19 protein-coding genes are annotated in these 21529 nt (G+C 38.1%); 6 read left to right on the top strand and 13 right to left on the bottom strand.

The genetic code is table 11. The features are described 5' to 3' along the window. Positions 1 to 11 precede the first annotated feature (11 nt). The 4 genes from ACLLO5_RS17765 to ACLLO5_RS17750 form a co-directional block, all read right to left on the bottom strand. Positions 12 to 1193, bottom strand: a complete 1182-nt coding sequence (locus tag ACLLO5_RS17765; RefSeq protein ID WP_413171806.1) for a restriction endonuclease subunit S — start codon at positions 1191 to 1193, stop codon at positions 12 to 14. A gap of 62 nt (positions 1194 to 1255) precedes the next feature. Next, positions 1256 to 1468, bottom strand: a complete 213-nt coding sequence (locus ACLLO5_RS17760; RefSeq protein WP_413171805.1) for a hypothetical protein — start codon at positions 1466 to 1468, stop codon at positions 1256 to 1258. Between the two features lie 22 nt (positions 1469 to 1490). Next, positions 1491 to 3659 (bottom strand): type I restriction-modification system subunit M, encoded by a 2169-nt coding sequence (locus ACLLO5_RS17755; RefSeq protein ID WP_413171804.1) that lies wholly within the window; start codon positions 3657 to 3659, stop codon positions 1491 to 1493. A gap of 214 nt (positions 3660 to 3873) precedes the next feature. After that, entirely contained in the window at positions 3874 to 8016 is a 4143-nt protein-coding gene (locus ACLLO5_RS17750) for a HEAT repeat domain-containing protein (protein WP_413171803.1), read from the bottom strand. Between the two features lie 353 nt (positions 8017 to 8369). Between ACLLO5_RS17750 and ACLLO5_RS17745 the strand changes: the two genes are divergently transcribed. Then, positions 8370 to 8702, top strand: coding sequence for a hypothetical protein (locus ACLLO5_RS17745; protein ID WP_413171802.1), 333 nt, complete (start codon positions 8370 to 8372; stop codon positions 8700 to 8702). A 5-nt stretch (positions 8703 to 8707) separates the two neighbouring features. Beyond that, the gene (locus tag ACLLO5_RS17740; protein ID WP_413171801.1) at positions 8708 to 9232 is read left to right on the top strand and encodes a hypothetical protein; all 525 of its coding nucleotides are present in this window, start codon (positions 8708 to 8710) and stop codon (positions 9230 to 9232) included. Positions 9233 to 9335: 103 nt separating this feature from the next. Here the strand turns inward: ACLLO5_RS17740 and ACLLO5_RS17735 are convergent, their stop codons facing one another. Next, positions 9336 to 9704: a helix-turn-helix domain-containing protein gene (locus ACLLO5_RS17735; RefSeq protein WP_413171800.1), complete on the bottom strand. Its 369-nt coding sequence runs from the start codon at positions 9702 to 9704 to the stop codon at positions 9336 to 9338. A gap of 16 nt (positions 9705 to 9720) precedes the next feature. Between ACLLO5_RS17735 and ACLLO5_RS17730 the strand changes: the two genes are divergently transcribed. Next, entirely contained in the window at positions 9721 to 10023 is a 303-nt protein-coding gene (locus tag ACLLO5_RS17730; protein WP_413171799.1) for a hypothetical protein, read from the top strand. A gap of 114 nt (positions 10024 to 10137) precedes the next feature. On the opposite strand, the gene ACLLO5_RS17725 is transcribed toward ACLLO5_RS17730, so the two are convergent. The 3 genes from ACLLO5_RS17725 to ACLLO5_RS17715 are packed head-to-tail and all read right to left on the bottom strand — an operon-like array spanning position 10138 to position 13369. Continuing rightward, complete coding sequence (locus tag ACLLO5_RS17725; RefSeq protein ID WP_413171798.1) at positions 10138 to 10692, bottom strand: TniQ family protein; 555 nt, start codon at positions 10690 to 10692, stop codon at positions 10138 to 10140. Further along, positions 10649 to 11500, bottom strand: coding sequence for an AAA family ATPase (locus ACLLO5_RS17720; RefSeq protein WP_413171797.1), 852 nt, complete (start codon positions 11498 to 11500; stop codon positions 10649 to 10651). The genes ACLLO5_RS17725 and ACLLO5_RS17720 overlap by 44 nt, the downstream gene beginning before the upstream one ends. Positions 11501 to 11503: 3 nt before the next feature. Next, on the bottom strand, positions 11504 to 13369 hold the full coding sequence (locus ACLLO5_RS17715) for a Mu transposase C-terminal domain-containing protein (protein ID WP_413171796.1): 1866 nt from the start codon (positions 13367 to 13369) through the stop codon (positions 11504 to 11506). A 633-nt stretch (positions 13370 to 14002) separates the two neighbouring features. On the opposite strand from ACLLO5_RS17715, the gene ACLLO5_RS17710 reads away from it, so the two are divergent. Then, the gene (locus ACLLO5_RS17710; RefSeq protein ID WP_413171795.1) at positions 14003 to 15178 is read left to right on the top strand and encodes a DNA cytosine methyltransferase; all 1176 of its coding nucleotides are present in this window, start codon (positions 14003 to 14005) and stop codon (positions 15176 to 15178) included. A 3-nt stretch (positions 15179 to 15181) separates the two neighbouring features. Here the strand turns inward: ACLLO5_RS17710 and ACLLO5_RS17705 are convergent, their stop codons facing one another. Then, positions 15182 to 15565 (bottom strand): hypothetical protein, encoded by a 384-nt coding sequence (locus ACLLO5_RS17705; protein ID WP_413171794.1) that lies wholly within the window; start codon positions 15563 to 15565, stop codon positions 15182 to 15184. Further along, the gene (locus ACLLO5_RS17700) at positions 15541 to 15975 is read right to left on the bottom strand and encodes a hypothetical protein (RefSeq protein WP_413171793.1); all 435 of its coding nucleotides are present in this window, start codon (positions 15973 to 15975) and stop codon (positions 15541 to 15543) included. The genes ACLLO5_RS17705 and ACLLO5_RS17700 overlap by 25 nt, the downstream gene beginning before the upstream one ends. A 54-nt stretch (positions 15976 to 16029) precedes the next feature. Here ACLLO5_RS17700 and ACLLO5_RS17695 point away from each other — a divergent pair, with 54 nt between their 5' ends. After that, a complete protein-coding gene (locus ACLLO5_RS17695) occupies positions 16030 to 16608 on the top strand; it encodes a hypothetical protein (protein WP_413171792.1) in 579 nt (192 codons plus the stop codon). 30 nt (positions 16609 to 16638) lie between these two features. On the opposite strand, the gene ACLLO5_RS17690 is transcribed toward ACLLO5_RS17695, so the two are convergent. Beyond that, positions 16639 to 18777: a DNA phosphorothioation-associated putative methyltransferase gene (locus ACLLO5_RS17690; protein ID WP_413176126.1), complete on the bottom strand. Its 2139-nt coding sequence runs from the start codon at positions 18775 to 18777 to the stop codon at positions 16639 to 16641. Positions 18778 to 19370: 593 nt separating this feature from the next. Between ACLLO5_RS17690 and ACLLO5_RS17685 the strand changes: the two genes are divergently transcribed. Continuing rightward, positions 19371 to 19589, top strand: coding sequence for a hypothetical protein (locus tag ACLLO5_RS17685; RefSeq protein WP_013190303.1), 219 nt, complete (start codon positions 19371 to 19373; stop codon positions 19587 to 19589). An 87-nt stretch (positions 19590 to 19676) separates the two neighbouring features. Here the strand turns inward: ACLLO5_RS17685 and ribD are convergent, their stop codons facing one another. Both ribD and mreD read right to left on the bottom strand, forming a co-directional pair. Next, a complete protein-coding gene (gene ribD / locus ACLLO5_RS17680) occupies positions 19677 to 20804 on the bottom strand; it encodes a bifunctional diaminohydroxyphosphoribosylaminopyrimidine deaminase/5-amino-6-(5-phosphoribosylamino)uracil reductase RibD (RefSeq protein WP_413171791.1) in 1128 nt (375 codons plus the stop codon). Between the two features lie 42 nt (positions 20805 to 20846). Then, positions 20847 to 21485 carry a rod shape-determining protein MreD gene (gene mreD / locus ACLLO5_RS17675; RefSeq protein ID WP_413171790.1) on the bottom strand — a complete coding sequence of 213 codons (639 nt, stop codon included), beginning with the start codon at positions 21483 to 21485 and terminating at the stop codon, positions 20847 to 20849. Between the last annotated feature and the right edge of the window lie 44 nt (positions 21486 to 21529).

The raw sequence follows: 21529 nt of genomic DNA, 5'->3' as shown, positions 1-21529 counted from the left end.
ATTTCTTCTAGTTATTCTGTCATGCTGGGCGGAAATTGGATGTCTAAGTCTTCGACGGAAAGCTTACCTGAGATGAGACGAGTTAGAAGGCGATCGCGGGATTGGGTCAATACATTGTTAGACTCAGTTAAAATCTCTTTTTGCTTAAAAATAATTGAAATTTTACTATCGAATTGTTTTTGGATATTTCGGGGCGGGACAGACATATAAAGTCCACCTAAATGGTTTCTGTTTAGTGTGGGTACACCAGCACCAGAATTAAAATTTTCAAGTTTTAAAAATTTTAGTGTGTAGTAAATCAGATTTGGTGAATTACTATAAAAGTTCTTGACGAATAATGTTGTGTTTAAAGGCCAAGCACGACTATTTATAAATATAACTGTGCCTAGAGAACCTGAACGCCCAGTTGTAATGACTGGAGGATTAACTTTAAATTCATTGTGATAAGTCTTGATTGAAGTTGAAGCAATTACTGGATATTTACCAGCCTTAACTTGAGCATCTGGCAAGTCGTAACCCCTTTGGAGTAAGCAAAACTTGTCAAATCTCTTTCTCTCCCAACCATCCGGGATGCCTTTATTAAACTTAACTTGTTCATGACCCGGAAAGCGCAGACGGACAAACCACTCGCGGTAGATTTCCTCTGCCATTTTTTCTAATATGGCAATACGGCGATTATTGTTTTCAATCAGGTCATCATAAGCAGAAAGTATCGCCGCAATCTTATCTTGTAATTTTTTAGGTGGTAATTTAAGCTTTAACTCCTTTGCAACTGTAATATTAAAATGCTGTTGCGCCGCTCCAACAAGGTTTCCCGAAACTAAGTTTTTTCCAAAAGTAGAATTAAATATTGCTGCCAAGAAATACGAATTAAGCTCCTTTCCAGGTCTGACTATTACTAAATCACTGCAATTTGCAATGCCTAGTGATTTTGGTATTACACAAGCTGTTCCAGGATAGCCAGTCCGAACAATTGCAACATCATTCGGTTTTAAAATAGATTTTTTTAATTTAGAGTTAAATTTTTCATCTATATATTTCAAATCATTAAAATTAATTTTATACGGATTGATATTTAACGATCTCAAAAACGGTATTCCTAATGGCTGATATTGATCAGCCATTGATCCAACATGACCAACCGTTATCTTTTCGCATACATCTTTGAGCCTAACTTCTTTCCAATCGCTCATAAATACACCACAATGTTCTGCATATTATGAGCAATAATCTCCTCACAATTTCTCATAATCATTTAATTATCTTGCGGTTGATGAGTTGATACAGATAATAGATCAACCGCTTCAAACCACTGCTTCCACCTATCTGTTAGAGTATCTTCAGATTGAACATTAACTCCTTGGTCTTGCTGTTGAGCGATCAAAAAATCGAGAAACTCATCTACTCTTGACAACAGAGAGCTAGGTAATTTTTGTAACTTATTAACTACGGATTCACGAGTAGTCATAGATTTATTCCTTTACTCTTACCTAATTATCACCTGCAATCTCTTTCACATTATGAGCAATAATCCCCTCTAACAAGTGTGCCTCTTGATTTAACTTTTCCAACTCATCATTTAAACTCAAAATCTCCTCAATAAACTCCTCCTCAGTCTTCCCATCTTCCTCAATCACCACCCCCACATACCGCCCAGGATTGAGCGAATAATCCTGTTCCTTCACATCTGCGGGAGTCGCCAACTTACACAACCCCGTCACATCCTCATATTCTGCCTTCGGGAAGCGTTCCTGTAACCAGCGAATGTGGAGAAAAAATGATTCCGCCGATTTTACCTCAGTATGCAGCGTTTTCAGCGTCGTTTTCAGCGTCTTCACTTGCTTGTCAACCTGTCCCCGTTTCCCCTCTTCCTTAGCCTTTGCTGCTAAAGCCGTTTCATGGGCGCGGATAGTTTTATCAAGCTGCTTCAATCCCAGATGGAGATCATCAAAAAATGGTTTAAATGCCGCACTGAGTTCTTGCTGTGCTTGATTTTGGGTATCTATATTTATTTCTGGTAAATTATATTTATCTAAATAACCTTGATACTGAATTTCTAAATCTGGCAAATCATCCCACAAATTGAGAAAATCAACAGCCGCTTCCCTAGCTTTCACATCATCCGTCCCATCATTCAACACAGTGATTAACTGCTGGGAAACTTGCTGCACCTGTGCTTGATTCTCTCTTAGCTTCACCATCCCTTGCTCAAAATAGCGATTAATCAGTTTAATAAACCGATGCTTTTTACCCCGGCGCAAATGGCTAATAATCGCAATATTACTAATTTGTTCTGCTGAAAATTCTCGGTGCGACCTATCAACCTGAGTAAAAATATTTCGGGCATCAATAAACAGAATTTTATCATCTATCTTGCCCCGATCAAAAAACCACAGCGTCGCCGGGAGCGTCACCGTGTAAAACATATTCGACGGTAGGGTAAGCATCCCGTAAATCAAATTTTCCTCAATTAGCGTTTTGCGAATATCAGCCTCAGAGTGACGCGCATCTGATGCCGAATTAGCCATGACTAACGCCGCCCTACCCTTGGGCTTGAGGGATGTGGCAAATAGATTAATCCAGAGATAATTGGCATTAGGTACAGTCTGCTGACCTTCCTGCTGCTTCTTCACCTTGGTTTTATTGCGGGGGATACCGTAGGTGTTAAATCTGGCATCCTTTTCTACCTGAGTCAGATTCACATCATCCACGTTAAACGGTGGATTAGCCAGAACATAATCAAACTCGCCAAAGCTGTTAAATGGGTCTTCGTAGTATGTATTCGCTTGCTTGACTTCCCCCCGTAACCCGTTGACTGCAATGTTCATCTTTGCCAGTTTCACAGTTTCCAGGCGCTTTTCTTGTCCACAGACAAACAAGTTATTGAGATCATTTTCCGTTCCGTTCTCTTTCACAAATCTGGCACACTGAACGAACATACCCCCAGAACCGCTAGCAGGATCAAATACTCTACCCTGATGGGGTTCGATAATTTCCACCATCAACCGCACCACAGAATCCGGTGTAAAAAATTCACCACCACCCTGTCCCTCTGCGAGAGCAAAATTACCCAAAAAATATTGATAAATCTGCCCGAACATATCCCCAGCAGCATCGGCGGGAATATTGGAGAAGTTCTTTAATAACCGCTTCGGTATGCTTTTATCTTCACCCCTAACCAGCCGGAAATATTCATCTTCAGGCAATACCCCCTCAAGTTCTTGCTTATACTTAGCTATTTCCTGCATCGCCGTTTTAATTGCTTGGGCGATATCCTGGTCATCTGGCAAAGTCAGCAGATAGTCATAGCGGGCTTTTTCAGGCAGATAAAACCCACATTTTTCAATAGCAATTTCGGAAATACTTTTTTCTCTGCGAGTTCCTTTCAGGGCTTCAAATTCTTGCTGAATCTCTACCTCAAACTGGCGATACTTATTATCAGCAAATTTGAGAAATATTAACCCCATAACGGGCGTAGAATATTCACTAGATATCAAGTCCGAATTTGCCCGTAGGGTATCGGCACTCTGCCAAAGGTTCGCTTCAAGTTGTTTGAGTTCTGCTGGTGTCAAGGCTGTGGGTGGGTGATTTATCGGTTCTACGAGAACATGAACATTGAAATTATATGCACAAATGGGTTCTGTGAGAAAAATAATCACTGCCCTGGTCAGAAACTAGAGTAACTTGATTTCATGCGATCGCTTCCCCAGCCGTAGACGTATCGCCCACTTAATTATTCCACAAAATTACCAGAATTAGAGCAGAACGAGGAAAATCAAACAACAGCAAACCAAAAAGCAAGCCCACCACCAAACGCAAAACCAAAACACCAGAAATACAGGAAACAATACCAGGACTAGAGTATTATGATGATCACAATTCCTCTAGCCAAGTTTGAACCACCCCTAATAAATTATCCTGTTGAGGCGGAAAACCACTCAAGGGAGATGCTATTGGTGTGTCGGTAATAAAGGCGATTTTTAACCAGTCATTCTGTAATTGCTGACAGAAATTAATTAATTCTGGGTGAGGATTAATGTCACAGAAAATGAGGGCGATTTTATCTGTTTTTAGATGTTCTCTCAGGGGTTGGAGTTCGTTTTCTAAGTCGAATATATCTTCTATGTTTTTGGCTTTTTGTTTGGGATAGATTTCGCCATAAATTTTGATTAATATACCTTTGGCTATGGCTTTTTCTGCGGTTTTACCTTCCAGGTTGGCGGCGTTGAAAGGGATGGGATAGGTGGTGGAGGTGGGTTGCAGTTGCTTTAATTGGGTATAAATATCGGTGTATTGTTGTTCGAGTTGGTTAAGGGTGGTGGTGTCGGTGGAAGGTTGGTAATCTGCCATTTCGGGATGATAGGTTGGGGTGGCGTGCCATGCTTGGTAGAATTTGGGATAGGTGAGGTTTTTGGCACATTGCCAGAGGATTTTATAACAGTTTTTGTAGAGGTCAAAGTTGTTTTCATAGACTTCATTAGTGAGATATTTACTTAAAGCTGAGACTGTCATTAAATAGTTATTTTCAGTTTTTAGAATTTTTCCTAAAATCTCAGCAACACTCCTACGGGTAGATTCATCCTGAGTATCTTTGAGGAGTTGGATTAAAGCCGTAATTGCCTGTTCATTCCCTACTGCTATGTTTTCTAAACTATAAGCAACACTCCTACGGGTAGATTCATCCTGAGTATCTTTGAGGAGTTGGATTAAAGCCGTAATTGCCTGTTCATTCCCTACATCTATCTTTCCTAAACTATAAGCAACACTCCTACGGGTAGATTCATCCTGAGTATCTTTGAGGAGTTGGATTAAAGCCGTAATTGCCTGTTCATTCCCTACATCTATCTTTCCTAAACTATAAGCAACACTCCTACGGGTATCTTCAGACTGAGTGTCTTGAAGGAGGGAGATTAAAGCCGTAACCTGTTCATTCCCTATATCTATGCGTCCTAAACTCTCAGCAACACTCCTACGGGTAGATTCATCCTGAGTATCTTTGAGGAGTTGGATTAAAGCCGTAATTGCCTGTTCATTCCCTATATCTATGCGTCCTAAACTCTCAGCAACACTCCTACGGGTAGATTCATCCTGAGTATCTTTGAGGAGTTGGATTAAAGCCGTAATTGCCTGTTCATTCCCTATATCTATGCGTCCTAAACTTTCAGCAACACTCCTACGGGTATCTTCAGACTGAGTGTCTTGAAGGAGGGAGATTAAAGCAGCGATTGCCTGTTCATTCCCTATATCTATGCGTCCTAAACTCTCAGCAACACTCCTACGGGTATCTTCAGACTGAGTGTCTTGAAGGAGGGAGATTAAAGCAGCGATTGCCTCTTCATTCCCTACTGCTATGTTTTCTAAAATACTAGCAACACTGCTACGGATAGACTCAGACTGAGTGTCTTGAAGGAGGGAGATTAAAGCAGCGATTGCCTCTTCATTCCCTACTGCTATGTTTTCTAAAATACTAGCAACACTGCTACGGATAGACTCAGACTGAGTGTCTTGAAGGAGGGAGATTAAAGCAGCGATTGCCTCTTCATTCCCTACTGCTATGTTTTCTAAAATACTAGCAACACTGCTACGGATAGACTCAGACTGAGTGTCTTGAAGGAGGGAGATTAAAGCAGCGATTGCCTCTTCATTCCCTACTGCTATGATTCTTAAACTAAAAGCAAGCATGTGATGGGCAAATTGATTCTGAGTGTCTTGAAGGAGGGAGATTAAATCAGGGATCGCCTCTTTATTCCCTACTGCTATGTTTTCTAAAATACTAGCAACACTGCTACGTATATCTTCATCCTGAGTGTTTTCAAAGAGGCCTAATAAAAAAGCAATTGCCGTTTTATTCCTTTTATTCATGCTTCCTAAACGAAAAGCAACCATGCAATGGGCAAATTGATTCAGAGTGTCTTGAAGGAGAGAAAGTAAAGCAGCGATCGCCTGTTCATTCCCTACTACTATGTTTCCTAAACTAAAAGCAACACTGCTACGGGTAGCTTCATCTTGAGTATCTTGAAGGAAAGAGATTAAAGCCGGAATTACTTTTGCTGTATCAGTCAATGATAAAGTTTTTATTGCATCTTCTGGAATGGGATCAATAAAAGTTCTCCATTCTTGTTTTTCAATATTAAAATAACCAAATCCCCATTTGATAATTTGATCAATAATTTCATCAGCAAGGGAACAACTTTTAAACTCAGCAATAGCTATACCCGCTTTAAAGTAAGCCAGATTACCGTAAAAATTATTTACACCATCTGCAAAATTTATTAATCCTCGAATAAAGTCTTCCTTTTTATCATCAATATTTTCTCTTCCCATCCACAATAAAAATATCTCATTCCATTCATTCTCAAAAATGCGATATTTCTTACCTTCAACAGGTTTATCTACATGATTTTTAGGTAAAAAATAATCCCAATCATCAATCACACAAGCTGCAAAATATTCTGCAAAACTCAGGTGAAAGAAAGCATAAACCCTTTCATCATTTTTTTGGTCACGATAAACCCAATTTAACCAACCTAACTTTTCTGCTAATGCAAACTCCTCTAAACTCATGACATCTTTAATCACAGACTCCTTGAGACTGATTTGTTCATCAATCATCCTCAAAGCCAATTTTCCCAAAGCCTGATTTAACAGTTGTCTTTGCGTTGCTGTAGTGCCAAATTCCCCTTTTTTCCATTCATAAGTTGCATCAACAAAACGCTGATACAAATTCGCTTTGGTTTCCGGTAATTCCCCTTGCAAAAAATACCAACTCTGACACAACATTGCCAACCGCAAAGGGTTTTTAACTAAATCAAAAATACGGCTGTGTTGGGGTACGGTTAACTTTTGCTGTAACTGTTCCCCTAACTCCGGTTTTTCTGCTTTTTCATACCACTGCTGAACAAAATCTCTCATCTGGACATTACTAAAAGCCAGAGTGCGATAGTAGTCAAAATTAGCTATGGGGTTAGGTTGCCAAACATTGAGACGACAGGTGAGAATTACTCTTGTCCAAATTAACCATCCTTCTAATTGGCTATTGAGTTGGGATAAAGGAGAGTTTTCGGTGGTTTTCATCTCATCTACCCCATCCAACAACAACCACACTCGCTGATTCTTAAACTGTTGCTGAAAATCTGCCACTAAAGCAGGTGTAAAGGTATTTTGGGAGGGAATAAACTCTAAAGCCTCTTCTAGCCAAGTATGCAGTAAATAGTCTTTTAGGGTTCTATTATCTAAGCGACTGAGATTAATAAAAATAGGGCTAGGATAATCAGATTTACCAACTAAATATTCGGCAATTTTGCTTAACCAAGTGGTTTTTCCTGCCCCTGGTTCTCCAATAATGGCTAAATTTTTGGTTTGCTGGCCAATGACATCATCAATAAATTGCTGATATTCGTATTGTTTGGTAATTTCTTCTGTTTTTAATTCATATTGCCGCATACCCTCCGCAGCATCGGGAAAAGGCTGTTCTTCCTTCCGTCGTGCGGGTTGGGGTTGAATTAAGCCTAACGGAACAAAGATTTCTATTTCGTGTTTTAATTCGGTGATTTGTCGTCTTAATCGTTGTTCATCTTGCTGTCTTTTCAGCATTTTCTGGCATACTTCGCGCCAGTTGATTTGTAGGGTTTCGGGTTGGGGTTCAGGTTGATTATTTTGGGTTTGTTGTTGTGCAAGCCATTCAGGATATTTCTCTTCCCAAAGCCATTCATAAGCCTGTTTCCAAGGCTCGTTTCCTTTTTTTGGCCTACCTGCTTTTGATTCTATATCACAATTATTTTTTCTGAGAGTTTCATAAATTTTATTTTTTAGTTCATCTTTAATCTTTTGATATGTATTAACATTTCCATCCTTCCAATTAATTTTTTTAGCAAGTTCTTCATCCTCATCAATAGTATAGTTATTCGGGTCGAATCGAACTATAAATATTTGATATGTATCTCCAGTAAATTTGAATTTTCTTGATATTTCTCGTAGAAATTGTTGTTGTATTGTTGTTATTTCTGGGGATGTCATAAATTGCACCTTGCTAATTAATTATTTATATATGGCGATTTTATCATTCTCAATTCGCCTCATAACCCGCCTGGGAATTAATTCCCAGTCTCATAGCCCAAGTCCGTTAAAACGGACTCAAATATTCTTCCAGTCGTCTTGAGACGACTTCTGCTATTAGGCTCAGAATTCATTCTGAGGCGGTTATGGGTGAGTTTATTTATTCAAGTTTAATTGATATTACTAAAATAACATGATCAATGATGATGAGCAAAAATTCTATTAAATTCTAGTAAATTCTATTTTTTAGATATTTATTTTCTATTTTTTATTTGATTTGATTGAATCATCTGATTCCAGGTGCAGGTGAAACCATGCAATTAAAACTCACAAGTTCCGTCAAGCCTCCTATCCAAACAAAAAACAATTTCCTAATTCCCAATGAAACTGCTTTCATTGCCCAATTTCAACAAAATGTAGAAACCTTACTAGCAGAACGCAACATCAATCCTGAAACCATCATCTATATCCGTTCTCAACTCTCCCATACCAAAGCTATTAGATATTATCGTTTTGCTTTAATTGCCCAACAATTAATTAAAGTGTTTGGCTTATTAGATGCTCATAAAGCAAATACTTTAATCTTTGATATTGCTTTGGCTTTATTTGCTTTAAAAATTCTCGATGACATTGTAGACGGAGAATAATAACCATGAATACACTCAACGATTATTTACAAACAACTGCACCATTTTCAGATGCAGGTGTTCAAACTGAAGCGGCAAAAATTTTAACAGAAATTTTGTTAACTAAAGGCTATGAAAAAGCAATTAATCATACCCTGGTTAATCTCTGCCAAACCATGATTAATGAACATGAAACCGCAAATATTCAACATTTTTGTGAAATACGAGAAACATCTGCTATTGATGGCACTGAACTATTTTTAGATTTGATGCTTCCTCACATTTCTCCAGAGAAAAACGTTAATTTTACAAACTTACGCCGCTTTTTCTATGCCTTTGCTAAAGCTGGAAATTATTTTGATACTCTACTGGATTGGCAAGAAGACTATGATCATGGAATTGCGCCTAAGCCTACTCTTAGCTATAAATTTCATGTAGCGAAACGCTTAGGAGTAAATTTGTTTCATTGTGCCAATACTTTCCCAGTTAGCTTAGAGGGGATAAAAGCGATCGCTCAAATCACAATCTCAGCTTTTGATTTCTCCAATTAATATCCTGTCCAATCAGGTTTTACACAAAGATAGCAAGAGGTTAGGATGTAGCGATTCCTAACCTTTTGTTGATCATAGTCAGTGGTTCTAACATTTCACGAAGTCACGCCACCTCAACAATAGAAACTAGCTTCCCATCATCATCATTGGGTACATATTCCAAAAGCTCCCCTGGCTGACAATCTAAAGCTTGACAAATGCCGTTTAACCTTTCTGGGGTTAATCGTGGCATTTCATCTACCTTACGTAGCCTGTACACCGAATTTTCAGTTATCCCTAGCGTCTCAGCTAAATCCTTATTCCTCACTCGCTTTCGCGCCATCACTTCATTTAATTTCCAGCGAATCACTTTATCCATAGGCATATCACTACATCCCCAGTTTAGTAGCTGTGAGGCGTAGATTATTGAATAGACAAAAAAGGCGATCGCCCTCCGGGAAGAGAAATGCGATCGCCTTTTGTCAAACCCCATCAACGAGGTTATTCAGATGATTGTACAAGATGAATTTGATAATCAAGCCTTAGCTCAAATTGAGTTTGAGGAGTACATTGAGCAGCTAAGTGAAGAACTTGCCCCAGAAATCGAAATAGACTCAGTAGCAGACGAATTTGGACTATTGTATCGAGTATGGAATGGTTCTCAGCTACTTGGCACTTTTTACCAAAATCTACAAGAAAAATGGATAGCGCAACCATGCAATACCGATGAAAGACCCTTTTGCAACACTCCAGAAACAGCACAGCTAATTATCATTGCTGTTAATGGACTGCTTGTGGCAAATGTAGCGTAAAATCCGGCACAAATTTTTCCCATCATTGAGAGACGTGAACACCACGTCTCTTTCTTGTTTGTAACTGAGGTGCGATCGCAAAGCACTCTGTAATAATTGCTTTACTCCCAGTATTTAATCACGCTTTTGCCTTTTCGCCATCTTTGCAAAAGGCAGCGAACAATGAGGACATTCACCTTTAACCCAATCCGCAGGAATAGGGAAAGGAGTTTCACAGTTAGTACATTTTATTAATAAACGTAAATTGTGGCGATCGCATTTCATTCTATCCTTACACTGCCACTCAATCCGATGACAAGGAGATTCTGCATAACAAGCCCCACATAACTTAATTGGTCTAGGCTTCATCGTCATTCCCTGAGAGGGGAGCATTTCTATTAATCTATCTGCATTAACTCCCACCGCAGAGGACAAAGCCTCCAACTCTTGTGGAGTAGGGAAAGGATTGAAATAAAGCTTCTCCCAACGTGAAATCATTGCACCGAGTCCAGCAATTTTTCCCAAAGAGTATCCTGACGGTAGGCTGTTAGCCTTAAACCGTCGCAAACGCCCTAGATAATGACTAATACTCTCCCCCTCATAAGGTTCAACATAGCCTAACTTTGGGCGAATTTCATCATCTTCATCAATCCCTATTTCTGTTTTTGAGAGGAATATATTTTGTGCCATAACGACTAGCAATTTTTTCTAAAATACTTTCATCAACTCGGTGAAATCCATTTTTGAGAGAATGTAAAACAGCCTTAGTTAGTATCTTGATTAAAATTCCCATTCGTGCTTCTGTACTAACTGCTAAAATCTCAAAAATATTGCCCTCAGCTAAATTAGATGCTTCTGGAAGAGATAAAAAATCTCGTTCAATTATAGTTAATGTTTTTTTGAAATCATCATATTCCAACCGTTCAAACTCATAGAGTGTGGGAAAATTAGTTAACAAATCACAATCTTGTAAAAGATCATCTAATTCCTTACCTCCAGCTAAAACAATAGGAACATTACACTCTTCAAAAAGTTGTTTCAAGTCTAGCAGTGCTTCTTTTTGAAGATTTTCCGCATTATCTATAATCACTAATTCCAATCCAAATAGTTCCAGACTACCAGCTAATCTTGGACGTAAATCCTGCCTTTTACCTGTTGGTGCAGCATGGTTAATATCCTTTAGAATTTGTGAAAATAGCCGCTTAGAACTCGATGCAGACCAAGCCTTTACATAGGAAACTCGTTTTTTATCCTCATCTCGATAGTGAAGTGCTGCTCTGCTTTTTCCCACATTTCTGGGACCAATAATTCGACCACATTGTTTGAGAATACGCAATTCATCTAACCATCTGAAGCATTCCGAAGCCCGATCAGTTGTGATAAAACCAGCTCTAAAAATCTCTTCAATATCAATAGTTTTAGCAATTTGAGCCTTAATGTCTAACCTTGGGGCTAGGACTTCAACAATAGGTTGTGTTGCCAGTTGGTGTTGCGCCATAATTTACCAAATATCTTTCATTTTTTTTTGACGGTTAGAGATAACTGAATTATGTCTCTGTTCTTCTTGAGGGTTAGGTAAAGTTGATAGATTTTCCTGTGGTTGCTGTTCTATTTTCTCAAACTTGATTTCTTCCCTGTAAATTCTCTCTGGTAAAACTTCCTGATTTTCTTGCTTCTTCAAAGATTTGGAAGCTCTATTTTTGCGTAATTCAATAACATTTGAATCTTTTTTAGATGCAGAACGGAGACGCTTTTGTTCTGAGTTTATTTTTGCTTTTTTATCCTCTTTACGTTCCTCTACAAGTTCCTTACGTTTACCCAATGCTAATAAAGCATCATAGTTAAAATGCTCCTTACGAGCCGTACTTCGCTCTTTATTCAGAGCTTTTAATTCTTCTATACTCAAATCATGGGTATCCATATTAACGGCATGAGCATAACCCAAAAATTCTCCTGCATTATCATCAGTTTCACCACTGTAGATATATAAACTCAGGATATGATCTGGATCATATCTCAGCGTTACATATTCACCTTTATGTGCTTTGAGAAATTCTCCTCGATAAATCAGGTTTTCAAATTGAATAGATCCATGTGCTTGAACAACTCGTTGCGCTTCTTTCATCAAACAAATATCTAATTCTCGCTCATCCAAAGGTTCAGGTAGTTTTCCTCCCATACCTTTGAACCAACGTTCAAATCTCGTATCACGAGGTTCTTTAGGATAAGGTTCGTGATTATAGATATCACAAAAGAAACTAGCGAGAATTTTATCCAAATCGTGAATAGTTAAACAGGCTTCTTTCTCGGCATTTTCCGGGCGTTCCTGAACATTTGCCCCTGTATAACCTGGTAACTCTTTGAGGACTTGAGTATTAATTGTTTTGAAAATCCGTTCAACAATACCGCCTTCTGGTGGGCGATCGCGTAGTTCACACTGAAATCCTAATTTCTTACCAATAGCTTTGAGATGTTTTGAGCGAAAATCTTTACCACCATCAGTAAAAAAATATTGATAGGGGTGTCCACATACATCCCAAGACTTATTAAGTTGATAATCTTCAGGGTAGTTTTTAGGTAAAATAGCGTGTCTTAAAGCTAAAGCCACCTCTGTAGAACCGGGTTGTTTTATCCATAACCGAAAACCAACAACACAGCTTGAATAGGTATCCACAATCGTAGTCAGCCAAGGACGATCAGACAGTAAATTGCCATGATTATCAACTATGCGAACATCCAGTTTAGTATGATCACACTGGATAATTTGGTTACTAAAGTCAGCCCTCAATAGTTCGCCATCCCTTGTTACCACTGTCATCCAAGATCCCGAACCCGGATTTCTAACTCTTGTTTTCCGTTTATGTTGCTCGATTAAAGGATCTAAAATTCTATAGACAGTAGCTTGATGAGGATAATCTCCTAGCTTAAGTCCAAGATCCACAATTGCGTGTCGCTTCACTTCACGAACTATAGATGCTGGTGATATGGGATGTTTTTCTTTCAGACTCTTTTCGTATATTTTTTTGATGAAGTCTTGCCAATATTCGCTAACTCGATATTTCCCCTTATCTGCTCGTTCTATTCCTGCTGTCTCTCTTAGCTTATCTTCATCATATTGCTTGAGAAGACGTTCCACCTGGCGAGTAGAAACATCAAGGGTACTTGCTACTGCCTGTTTTCTCTGAGACTTAATAGTGCGATTGGGTGATTCAGCAAGCCACTGGATTAAATTAAATGTCAGTTTATGCCTATCCGACGTTGCCAGAATAATTTGGGATGGATCTACGACAAAATTACTCTTGTCAAGCAAAATAGCTTCTGGAACTTGCGTCGAGTCTTCAGTGAATTCAAATTCTTCGTCTGCCATAGAGTGAAACCCACTCATGAATGATTAAGGTACTAATGTACCATGAATCTCTCAAAAATGCGACATCTAATTTGCAAAATACCAAAATCTTAATAAACGACGTTTAATTTGCGAAATTAGGTTTTACGACATATAATATGCGAATTAGGTAAATTAGTCTTTTGTAGGGATAAATAGCTTATGATGCTTATAGAATAAAGGTTTTAGCCCTTAAAAGCCCTTGCGACATGACTTGCGAAATGCGACATTTAATTTGCGAACGTACATTCTCCGTAATCTTTTAATAATTCTTCTAGATAGTCTTTGGCAAATTGATCATGTATGAACCTAGTCATTAAATTTTAATTTCGAGTAAAATCTGGGGAATAATTTAGACTTCTATTATATAGCAGTTATGAATTCTCCGTAAGAGGATATTTTAAAAATTTTTGGTGTTGTAATCAATACTTTTATATCTCCCCTAAATCACCCTTGGAAACGGCGACTTTACCATTCCAGGTATCGGAATTATTAAATGTTGATCTACCGTGCATTTAGGGCTTGTAATAACTTATAATTTGAAATTACCAGAAATCACATATATAATGTATATTATATAATATCCTTAATTGCGATAGACTTTTAATCACAAACATGATAAATAATCAACCTATTTCTATTTCTCTATTTACAGGTGCTTATGGCTTAGATTTAGGTTTAGAACAAGCCGGATTTCATACAGTAAGTGTAGTAGAAAAAGATCGGGATGCAACCAAAACAATCGCTATAAATAGACCTTATCTCCAAGAAAGTGCTATTCCTAGAGAAATAGAAAAAGTCAGTTCTCAAGAGTTACTAGAAGAAGGAGGAAGAGTTTTAAATTTAGGTCGCGCTTTACTTCCAGGTGAAGTAGACTTAGTAACTGGTGGTCCCCCATGTCAACCATTTAGCACCGCAGGAAAACGTGGTTCAGTTATGGATCCTCGCGGTAGTTTATTTATGGACTTTATCCGCATTGTTAAAGAAGTCCAACCCCGCTCTTTTTTGATGGAAAATGTCAGAGGTTTACTTTCAGCTTCTCTTCGTCACAGGCCAATAAACCAACGAGGAAACAATTACCCACCTTTAGAACCTGATGAAATAGCTGGTTCGGCTTTGAAGGTAGTTTTATCAGAAATGAAGGAATTAGGATACAACGTAGTTTACAACCTATTAGAAGCAGCAGATTATGGTGTTCCTCAAAATAGATTGCGTGTAGTTTTTATTGGCTCTAGAGATAGTGAAACTGCTACATTTCCTTTAGCTAAAAATAGCAAAGACGGTAAGATTTTACCTCAATGGCAGACTTTAAAAGATGCGTTAATAGATTTAGTTGATAACGAGCCAGAATTCATTGCTTATTCTGAAAGTCGTCTGAAGTTTTTAAGATTATTAGAAGCAGGACAAAATTGGAGATATTTACCAGAAGAATTGCAAAAAGAAGCAATGGGAGGTGCTTATAATTCTGGTGGTGGAAAAGTTGGATTTTACAGAAGATTATCTTGGGATAAACCTTCACCAACTATCACAACTTGTCCCCATCAAAAAGCTACGGATATGTGTCATCCTGTAGAACTTCGTCCTTTAACGGTGCGTGAATCAGCAAAAATTCAAACTTTCCCTGATGATTGGATTTTTTATGGCTCAGTAACTTCTAAATATAAACAAATTGGTAATGCAGTACCTGTTTTACTTGCTAAAGAACTGGGTGATTATCTGTTTAATTTAATGCAGGGAAATCAACCAAGAGGAAAAGCAGTAGCTGAACAACTTTCTTTATTTTCTCTATAGAATTTACTTTGCTGCTAATTCTGCAAAAGCTTTATCAATTTTTTGTAACATATTTCTCACATGGTTCTCAATTAGGTCATATTCCAGATGAATTATTTCCCAAAATTCTTTACCAGCTATGCGAGGAATTTTAGAATCGTTAAATGTCCATCCACCCAAATTAAAAGCAGCTATAAATAAGGGATAATCATGAATTCCTAATTCTTTTTTAGCTCTATTTGTTTGTGAACCTGTCAAAGTACCTTTTAAAGTTTTTAATTGTGCAAACTTAATTTTTTCATCTGCTAGTATAACAATATCTATTCCTTTAATTTTAATTCCAAACTCAAATTCAGGTACAATTATGTAAGGGCTGATATCAGCTATTTCTTCCCACAGTTGACCCATTTTGTGCTAAGGCTTCTTGTGACTGAGTTACTAGTTACTAGCAATTTTGCTCCACAGAGTTCAAAAAGATTTTGCGGGTTAGGGTGATGCTCAAGAATTTCACTTTTCTTTTCAAAATCTGCTTTTAACCATTCAATAAAATTATCTGCAAATTTATCTGTTTTCTGGTTGATTAATTTAGATTGAGTTCCTAATTCTAGGACAGAGCCGTTTTGATTATCTTGTTGAAGTTGATATTCAAAATAAGCTGATGCTATTGAGGAAATGACTTTCCCATGTTTATATGCTGTATGCAAATCTTCATCCGTTATGAGAGTAGCATCAATTAATGAAGCATGATGTAAAATTATTTCTTTTCTTTCTTGCATAGCAAGTGGTATGAGAATCTCAGCATTTAGCTTGATAGACATAAAATACTTATAGTAAACTATTTTTATAAAATTACCATATAGTGGTACTGATATATGAATATCAAAGAATTAAAACTAGGCAAGTATCTCACCCTAGAAGAATTTTGCACCTGCACCCAGACATATCATAAATATGCCCAACACATCAACCCATATCCCCAAAACAGCAAAGAAGTAATTCCCGCTTTACAAGACTTAAATAAATATATAATCGACCCAATTATCGACAATTACGGAATAGATAAATTTCATCTCACCTATGGCTTTTGTTCAGCCGATTTAAAAAAATATCTCGAAAAGAAAGACCCAGTAACAGGTCAAAAAAATGGTCGTGTTGCACCCAATTTAGATCAACACATCAGTCATGAAATTAATAAAAAAGGTAAATACTATTGTGATAGATTAGGTGCAGCTTGTGATTTTTTCATTGCAGATTTGCCTAGTAAAGAGGTTGTAGAATGGATTTTGCAAACCAAATTACCTTTTGATTCGCTCTACTTTTACGGAAACGAAAGACCAATTCATATTAGTTATGGACTCCAGCATAAAAGAGATATTTGGACATTCAATCCATCAGGAATACCCACGAAAAAAGGAATTGAAGATTGGGTTAAATTAGCCCAACAAGTCTAATAATCTGAACCTTCAGCAGTTTATCTATGATTAATCAGAATGATCTTTAATTTTTAATTCCTCTTTATGTCGCTGTTTTCTTCGAGTTTCTACAGCAGCTTTAAGTGCTTTTACTTTATATGAATCAGCATCTTTACGCCAAGATAACTTATAACCGTGAATAAAAGCACAGTGGTCTTCTAAACATTTATTCCACCCAGAAAGATGACTAATACTACGCCAGTTTTCCAGCAGTCCCCAATCTTCTTCTTGACGAGTTAACTTAGCAAATTTCTCATATTGGGGATAATCAGGAGTTACTAAACTATCTATTTGGTGTAAAATTAATGGATCTTTATCACCATCAAAATCTCGATAAGTTACGTGCAAATTTCGTAAATCAATTTCCATTGCTCGATATAATCTGGGATGGGGATTATGATCAAAATCAGGATAATATAAATAGGAAATTCTCGGCGTTTTCAAATGAAATTTAATCACATTTGCTTCTTCTAGCCGCCCAATAGTCCGACTAGCACAACCTTCATAAAGACGTAATAAAGGATCAAGAGCTTGTAATGCAGAAATATGAACCCAGAGAGAATTAGGTAATTTTTTACCAATCTTACTTTCTTGACAACGTTTAATAATCAGTTCTGTATTTCCCAAGCTACGTAACATTTGGTCAGCATCCAGACAAGCTTGTTTATAACTGCTATATAAACCAACTATATCTTCTTGTACTGCTGGTGCTAATTGTCGTAATCTGGGACGACGACTAAAATTACACAATGCTAAATAAACCATCAAATCTTGACGACGTTTATCTGCGATCGCTTCCCATTCTTCTGAGTCAGTCGCCTGTATAATGACATGAAAAGCACGTCTTAAACTCCCAAACTCCGCACAAATTTCTGCTTCTTGGACTAGTTCACCCTTACTAGGAATTCGTCCCCGTTCAGTGATAAAATCCATCATAGGTGTTAAAAGTTCTCGAAATTCCTCAAACCGCTTCACACCAGCCCTGACTTTAGGAGTAGTAGCGCGAGAACGAAACCGAGAAGCCCGAAATACTTCCGTTTCAGCATCATCTCGAAACACAAAATATACACCCAAAGCCACAGGAATAGCATCAACCCCCAGCACTTGGTCAATGTAAATTTTTAATTCTTCCTGTTCATAATATTTCTGAAATGTGTTCCGATTAGTAATAATCCCATCACCATAAGCCACCACACCTCTTCGACTATCAGCTATTAAAACCTGAGCCGATACCAACAAAACTTTCTGTGTTAACTCCCAAGCTTTAATCAACGCTTCCCGTCGTTCACTTTGATTCTCAATTACATTAATTACAAAACCAATATTGACAATATCCGCAGATGTACAGGGAGTATCTGGTGAGTAATAAGGGTCCCAACCGCAACTAATATAACCCTGTTCCGCAATTCTGTTCACATCACCACCGTGTCCACAACCATAATCAAAAAACGTAGTTTCTGGACTAAACAAACCAGCATCTAAAGCTAAACGCACAGGACGGGATAAATCATGACGAACAATAGCAGCTTTATGTCTTTCTATTTTTGGGATTAAATTAGCTGAAATAACATTTATTGGTTTTTGAATCAAGCTATGTCCCTGTATTTCTACACCATAAGCTTGTAAACGTTTTTCCCAACCCGACCTTGTACCAATACCTCTGGTATTATCCAGTAAACCTAAAGCCTCTTGAGCGCGGGTTAAAGCTGCAAACTCTTCATAAAGCGGATAATCAGGAGTAACAAAAGTTTCTTTGCGATGAAGAATAGGCGGATTTTCTGTGTCTGAATAATCTCGATAACTAATAGTGAGAGTTTTGACATCAACTTGAATACTGGTTTGTAAAGCCGGATGAGGATCAGTATCAAAATCAGGATAAAATAAGTAGGAAATTTTGGGTTTACTAGTGCTAAATTTAACTAATGTTGCTCTCTCTACTTCAGGTGCAGCACTGCGAGCGCGGTTTTCATATTCCTGAAGGTGTATATCCAGGGTATGCAGTGCCAAAATATGAATGTAAAAGGCATCAGGTAGAAGTTTACCAAACTGGCTGTTGTAGCAATAAGCAGCAATGCTACTAACCTCAATCTGCTCTGAAGGTAGGCAAATTTCCCCAAGGGTGTTCAAGCTGTTGTCAGACTTAACCATTGCACTCATTAGTAGAAAACCGCCGCAATAAATAATCTTAGAAGCGACATTTTAATCTCAATTCTCTAATAATAATGATGATTTGATGTTTTTGTGATCAATAATATTTATGATTAGTCAATCTACCCACAATTGACATTACTGAAACCATGATTATAGCTATGTTTTTTTTCCTAATAGATAAAAATAAACAATATTATTACTGGATTTATATGTAAAATTAATTACTTTTACTATCTAGTTCATTGGCTCAATTCATAGCAATTATACTTAGTGAGTTCTCGCTCAATCAGATTAAAATCGACATAATACATTATATAAATCTTGATTTAAATAACCAAAAAAAGAGAATGACTCAGTTATAATTAGATACATCTCTAATTTTTGACCAATAACTACAAGCCAGTTCTGAGTTCAGTGAATTTTTGTTAACTTAAGTGATGAGAATTAACCATTCTTAATCTTTATAAAGATATAAATCTGTTTATTAAGTTTTTGATAATACTTGTCTCAACTTGTGGAGTTATTGCGTCAGCTAATATCGAAATTGTGTAATCTGGAAACAACTAAGCTAATAATTTAATAGAGGTCTGATGACTCCTACGATTATGCGTCAGCTTTGGTCTATAGTTGAAGCCGCCCAAACGGTAACTCTTTTGCAGCTCGACGATGCTAGCTTGGTACAGTGGTTAGTTAAACAAACCACAAAGCAAGCTTTGTTAGACCCCAACGAAACTGATTTTCTTTGTGACTACATTCGCGCTCGACTTAGTCTCATCCGTGATCTTGCTTATGAACGTCAACAGTCATAAACAGGTGATAGGTGACAGGTGACAGTAAATAGGCAAGGGAGCAGAGAGCAGGGAACAGGGGGAAGTTAATAACCCAATGACTAATAACTATTGACTTTTTTGTGGTAAATAACCTTCTACTAAACAGTCTGAACCCACCACACGCCAACAAACGTTTTCTAAACGCAAAGCCTCTGTCATGGTGGTAAAACCTAAGTCACCTACTGGTGTGGGAGCATGACTACCACCAATGATTTTGGGGGCGATAAAAGCCAAAATTTTTTGAACTGCACCTTGAGCGATCGCACTAGCAGCTAAAGTACCACCACATTCCCACAGCACGCTACAAAAACCAAGCTCATACAAATGAGCCATAACATGATCTGGTGTAAGTAAGGGCAATTCTATCACTTTCACACCCTTGCCATGCAACATCTTTTGGAAATCTGGGGAACTGCCCTCCTGGGTCAACACCAAAGTCGGAGCTTCAGCAACGTCCCACAGCCGAGCATCTTCTGGCAAATTCAAACTCCGACTCATCACCACCCGCAGAGGATTATTACCATCCCATTGATGACAAGTTAAAAAAGGATTATCCTGTCTGACAGTATTTCCACCCACAATTACAGCATCACAAGCCGCCCTCAGTTGATGAACTTCACTGCGAGCATCTGGATTTGTAATCCAAGCACTATGACCAGAACTAGTCGCAATTTTGCCATCCAAAGTCATAGCATATTTCAAAATTCCCAAAGGTCGTTTATGAACAATGCGATGGATAAAACCTTCATTCAACTGCCGACAAGCAGCTTCTTCCACCCCCACCAACACTTCAATTTCCGCCGCACGTAACCGCGCAATACCACCCCCAGCGACCAAAGGATTAGGATCAACCATACCCACCACCACCTTAGATACACCAGCCGCTATCAAACCCTCCGAACAGGGAGGAGTGCGTCCATAGTGATTACAAGGTTCAAGACTCACATAAATCGTAGCTCCACGAGCCTTTTCTCCTGCTGCTCTTAGGGCAAAAACCTCAGCATGAGGCTCACCAGCACAGGGATGAAACCCTTCTCCCACAATCTCGCCATCCTGAACAACCACCGCCCCCACTAATGGATTTGGTGAAGTGCGACCCAAAGCACGCCGAGCTAGTTGCAAACACCGTTGCATCATCAGAGAGTCAAATTCAGTGCCTACCATATTTGAGGATACTGCTGTTGGGGTTAACATCCGCTATATAAAACCTACGAATTACTAATTACTAATTACTAATTACGAATTATTAATTAATTTCATCTGTTGCCACCAGCGATTTAGAGGATAATAAACTACAGGAGCCCACAAACTACTCAGAATCGCCGAAGCTAACGCAACACGCTGGTAATAAGTCCAGATATCTTCAACTTTGCGGATGCATTCTTCCCCACAGCTACCACCCATTAAAGATAACTGCACAGCAAAAATAGTATCAGCTATAACTGCCATCCCAAAGACGATTAAAGCAATAGAGATAAAATCTTCTTGAATAAAACGCTGCTTCTGAATCAGACTCGTCAGCATTCCTACTATTCCTAAACTCAGAGCATGGGTAGGATTAGGGGCTGTCAAAGCATCTTGCAGTAGACCTAAAACAATTCCTGCCACCGCACCCTCAAAGACAGAACGTTTCACACTCCAAGCCACTACCCAAATTAGTAACCAGTTTGGACCAATGCCTAATAATTCCATACCTGGGAGTCTAGTAGGCAACATTAGTAAACATAACAGCACAGATCCAGATGTTACCAAACAATCCAAAAATTGATGCACACGCGGATGCCAAAGCTTCCACTGCGGAATCAAAGATTTAAATTTTCGAGCTGGCTTTGTGGCTATCTTATTTTTGTTGCCCAGAAATCCAGGAATTTTCATTGTTTTACAAAATTTTCAAGAATTAAGAAAGATATTTTTATGAT

It is taken from the genome of Anabaena azotica SJ-1 (genome assembly GCF_047275885.1).
Taxonomy (GTDB): Bacteria; Cyanobacteriota; Cyanobacteriia; order Cyanobacteriales; family Nostocaceae; genus Trichormus_B; species Trichormus_B azotica_A.
Note: the sequence above shows the minus strand (reverse complement) of the source record. Positions and strands in the feature narration are given on the sequence as shown.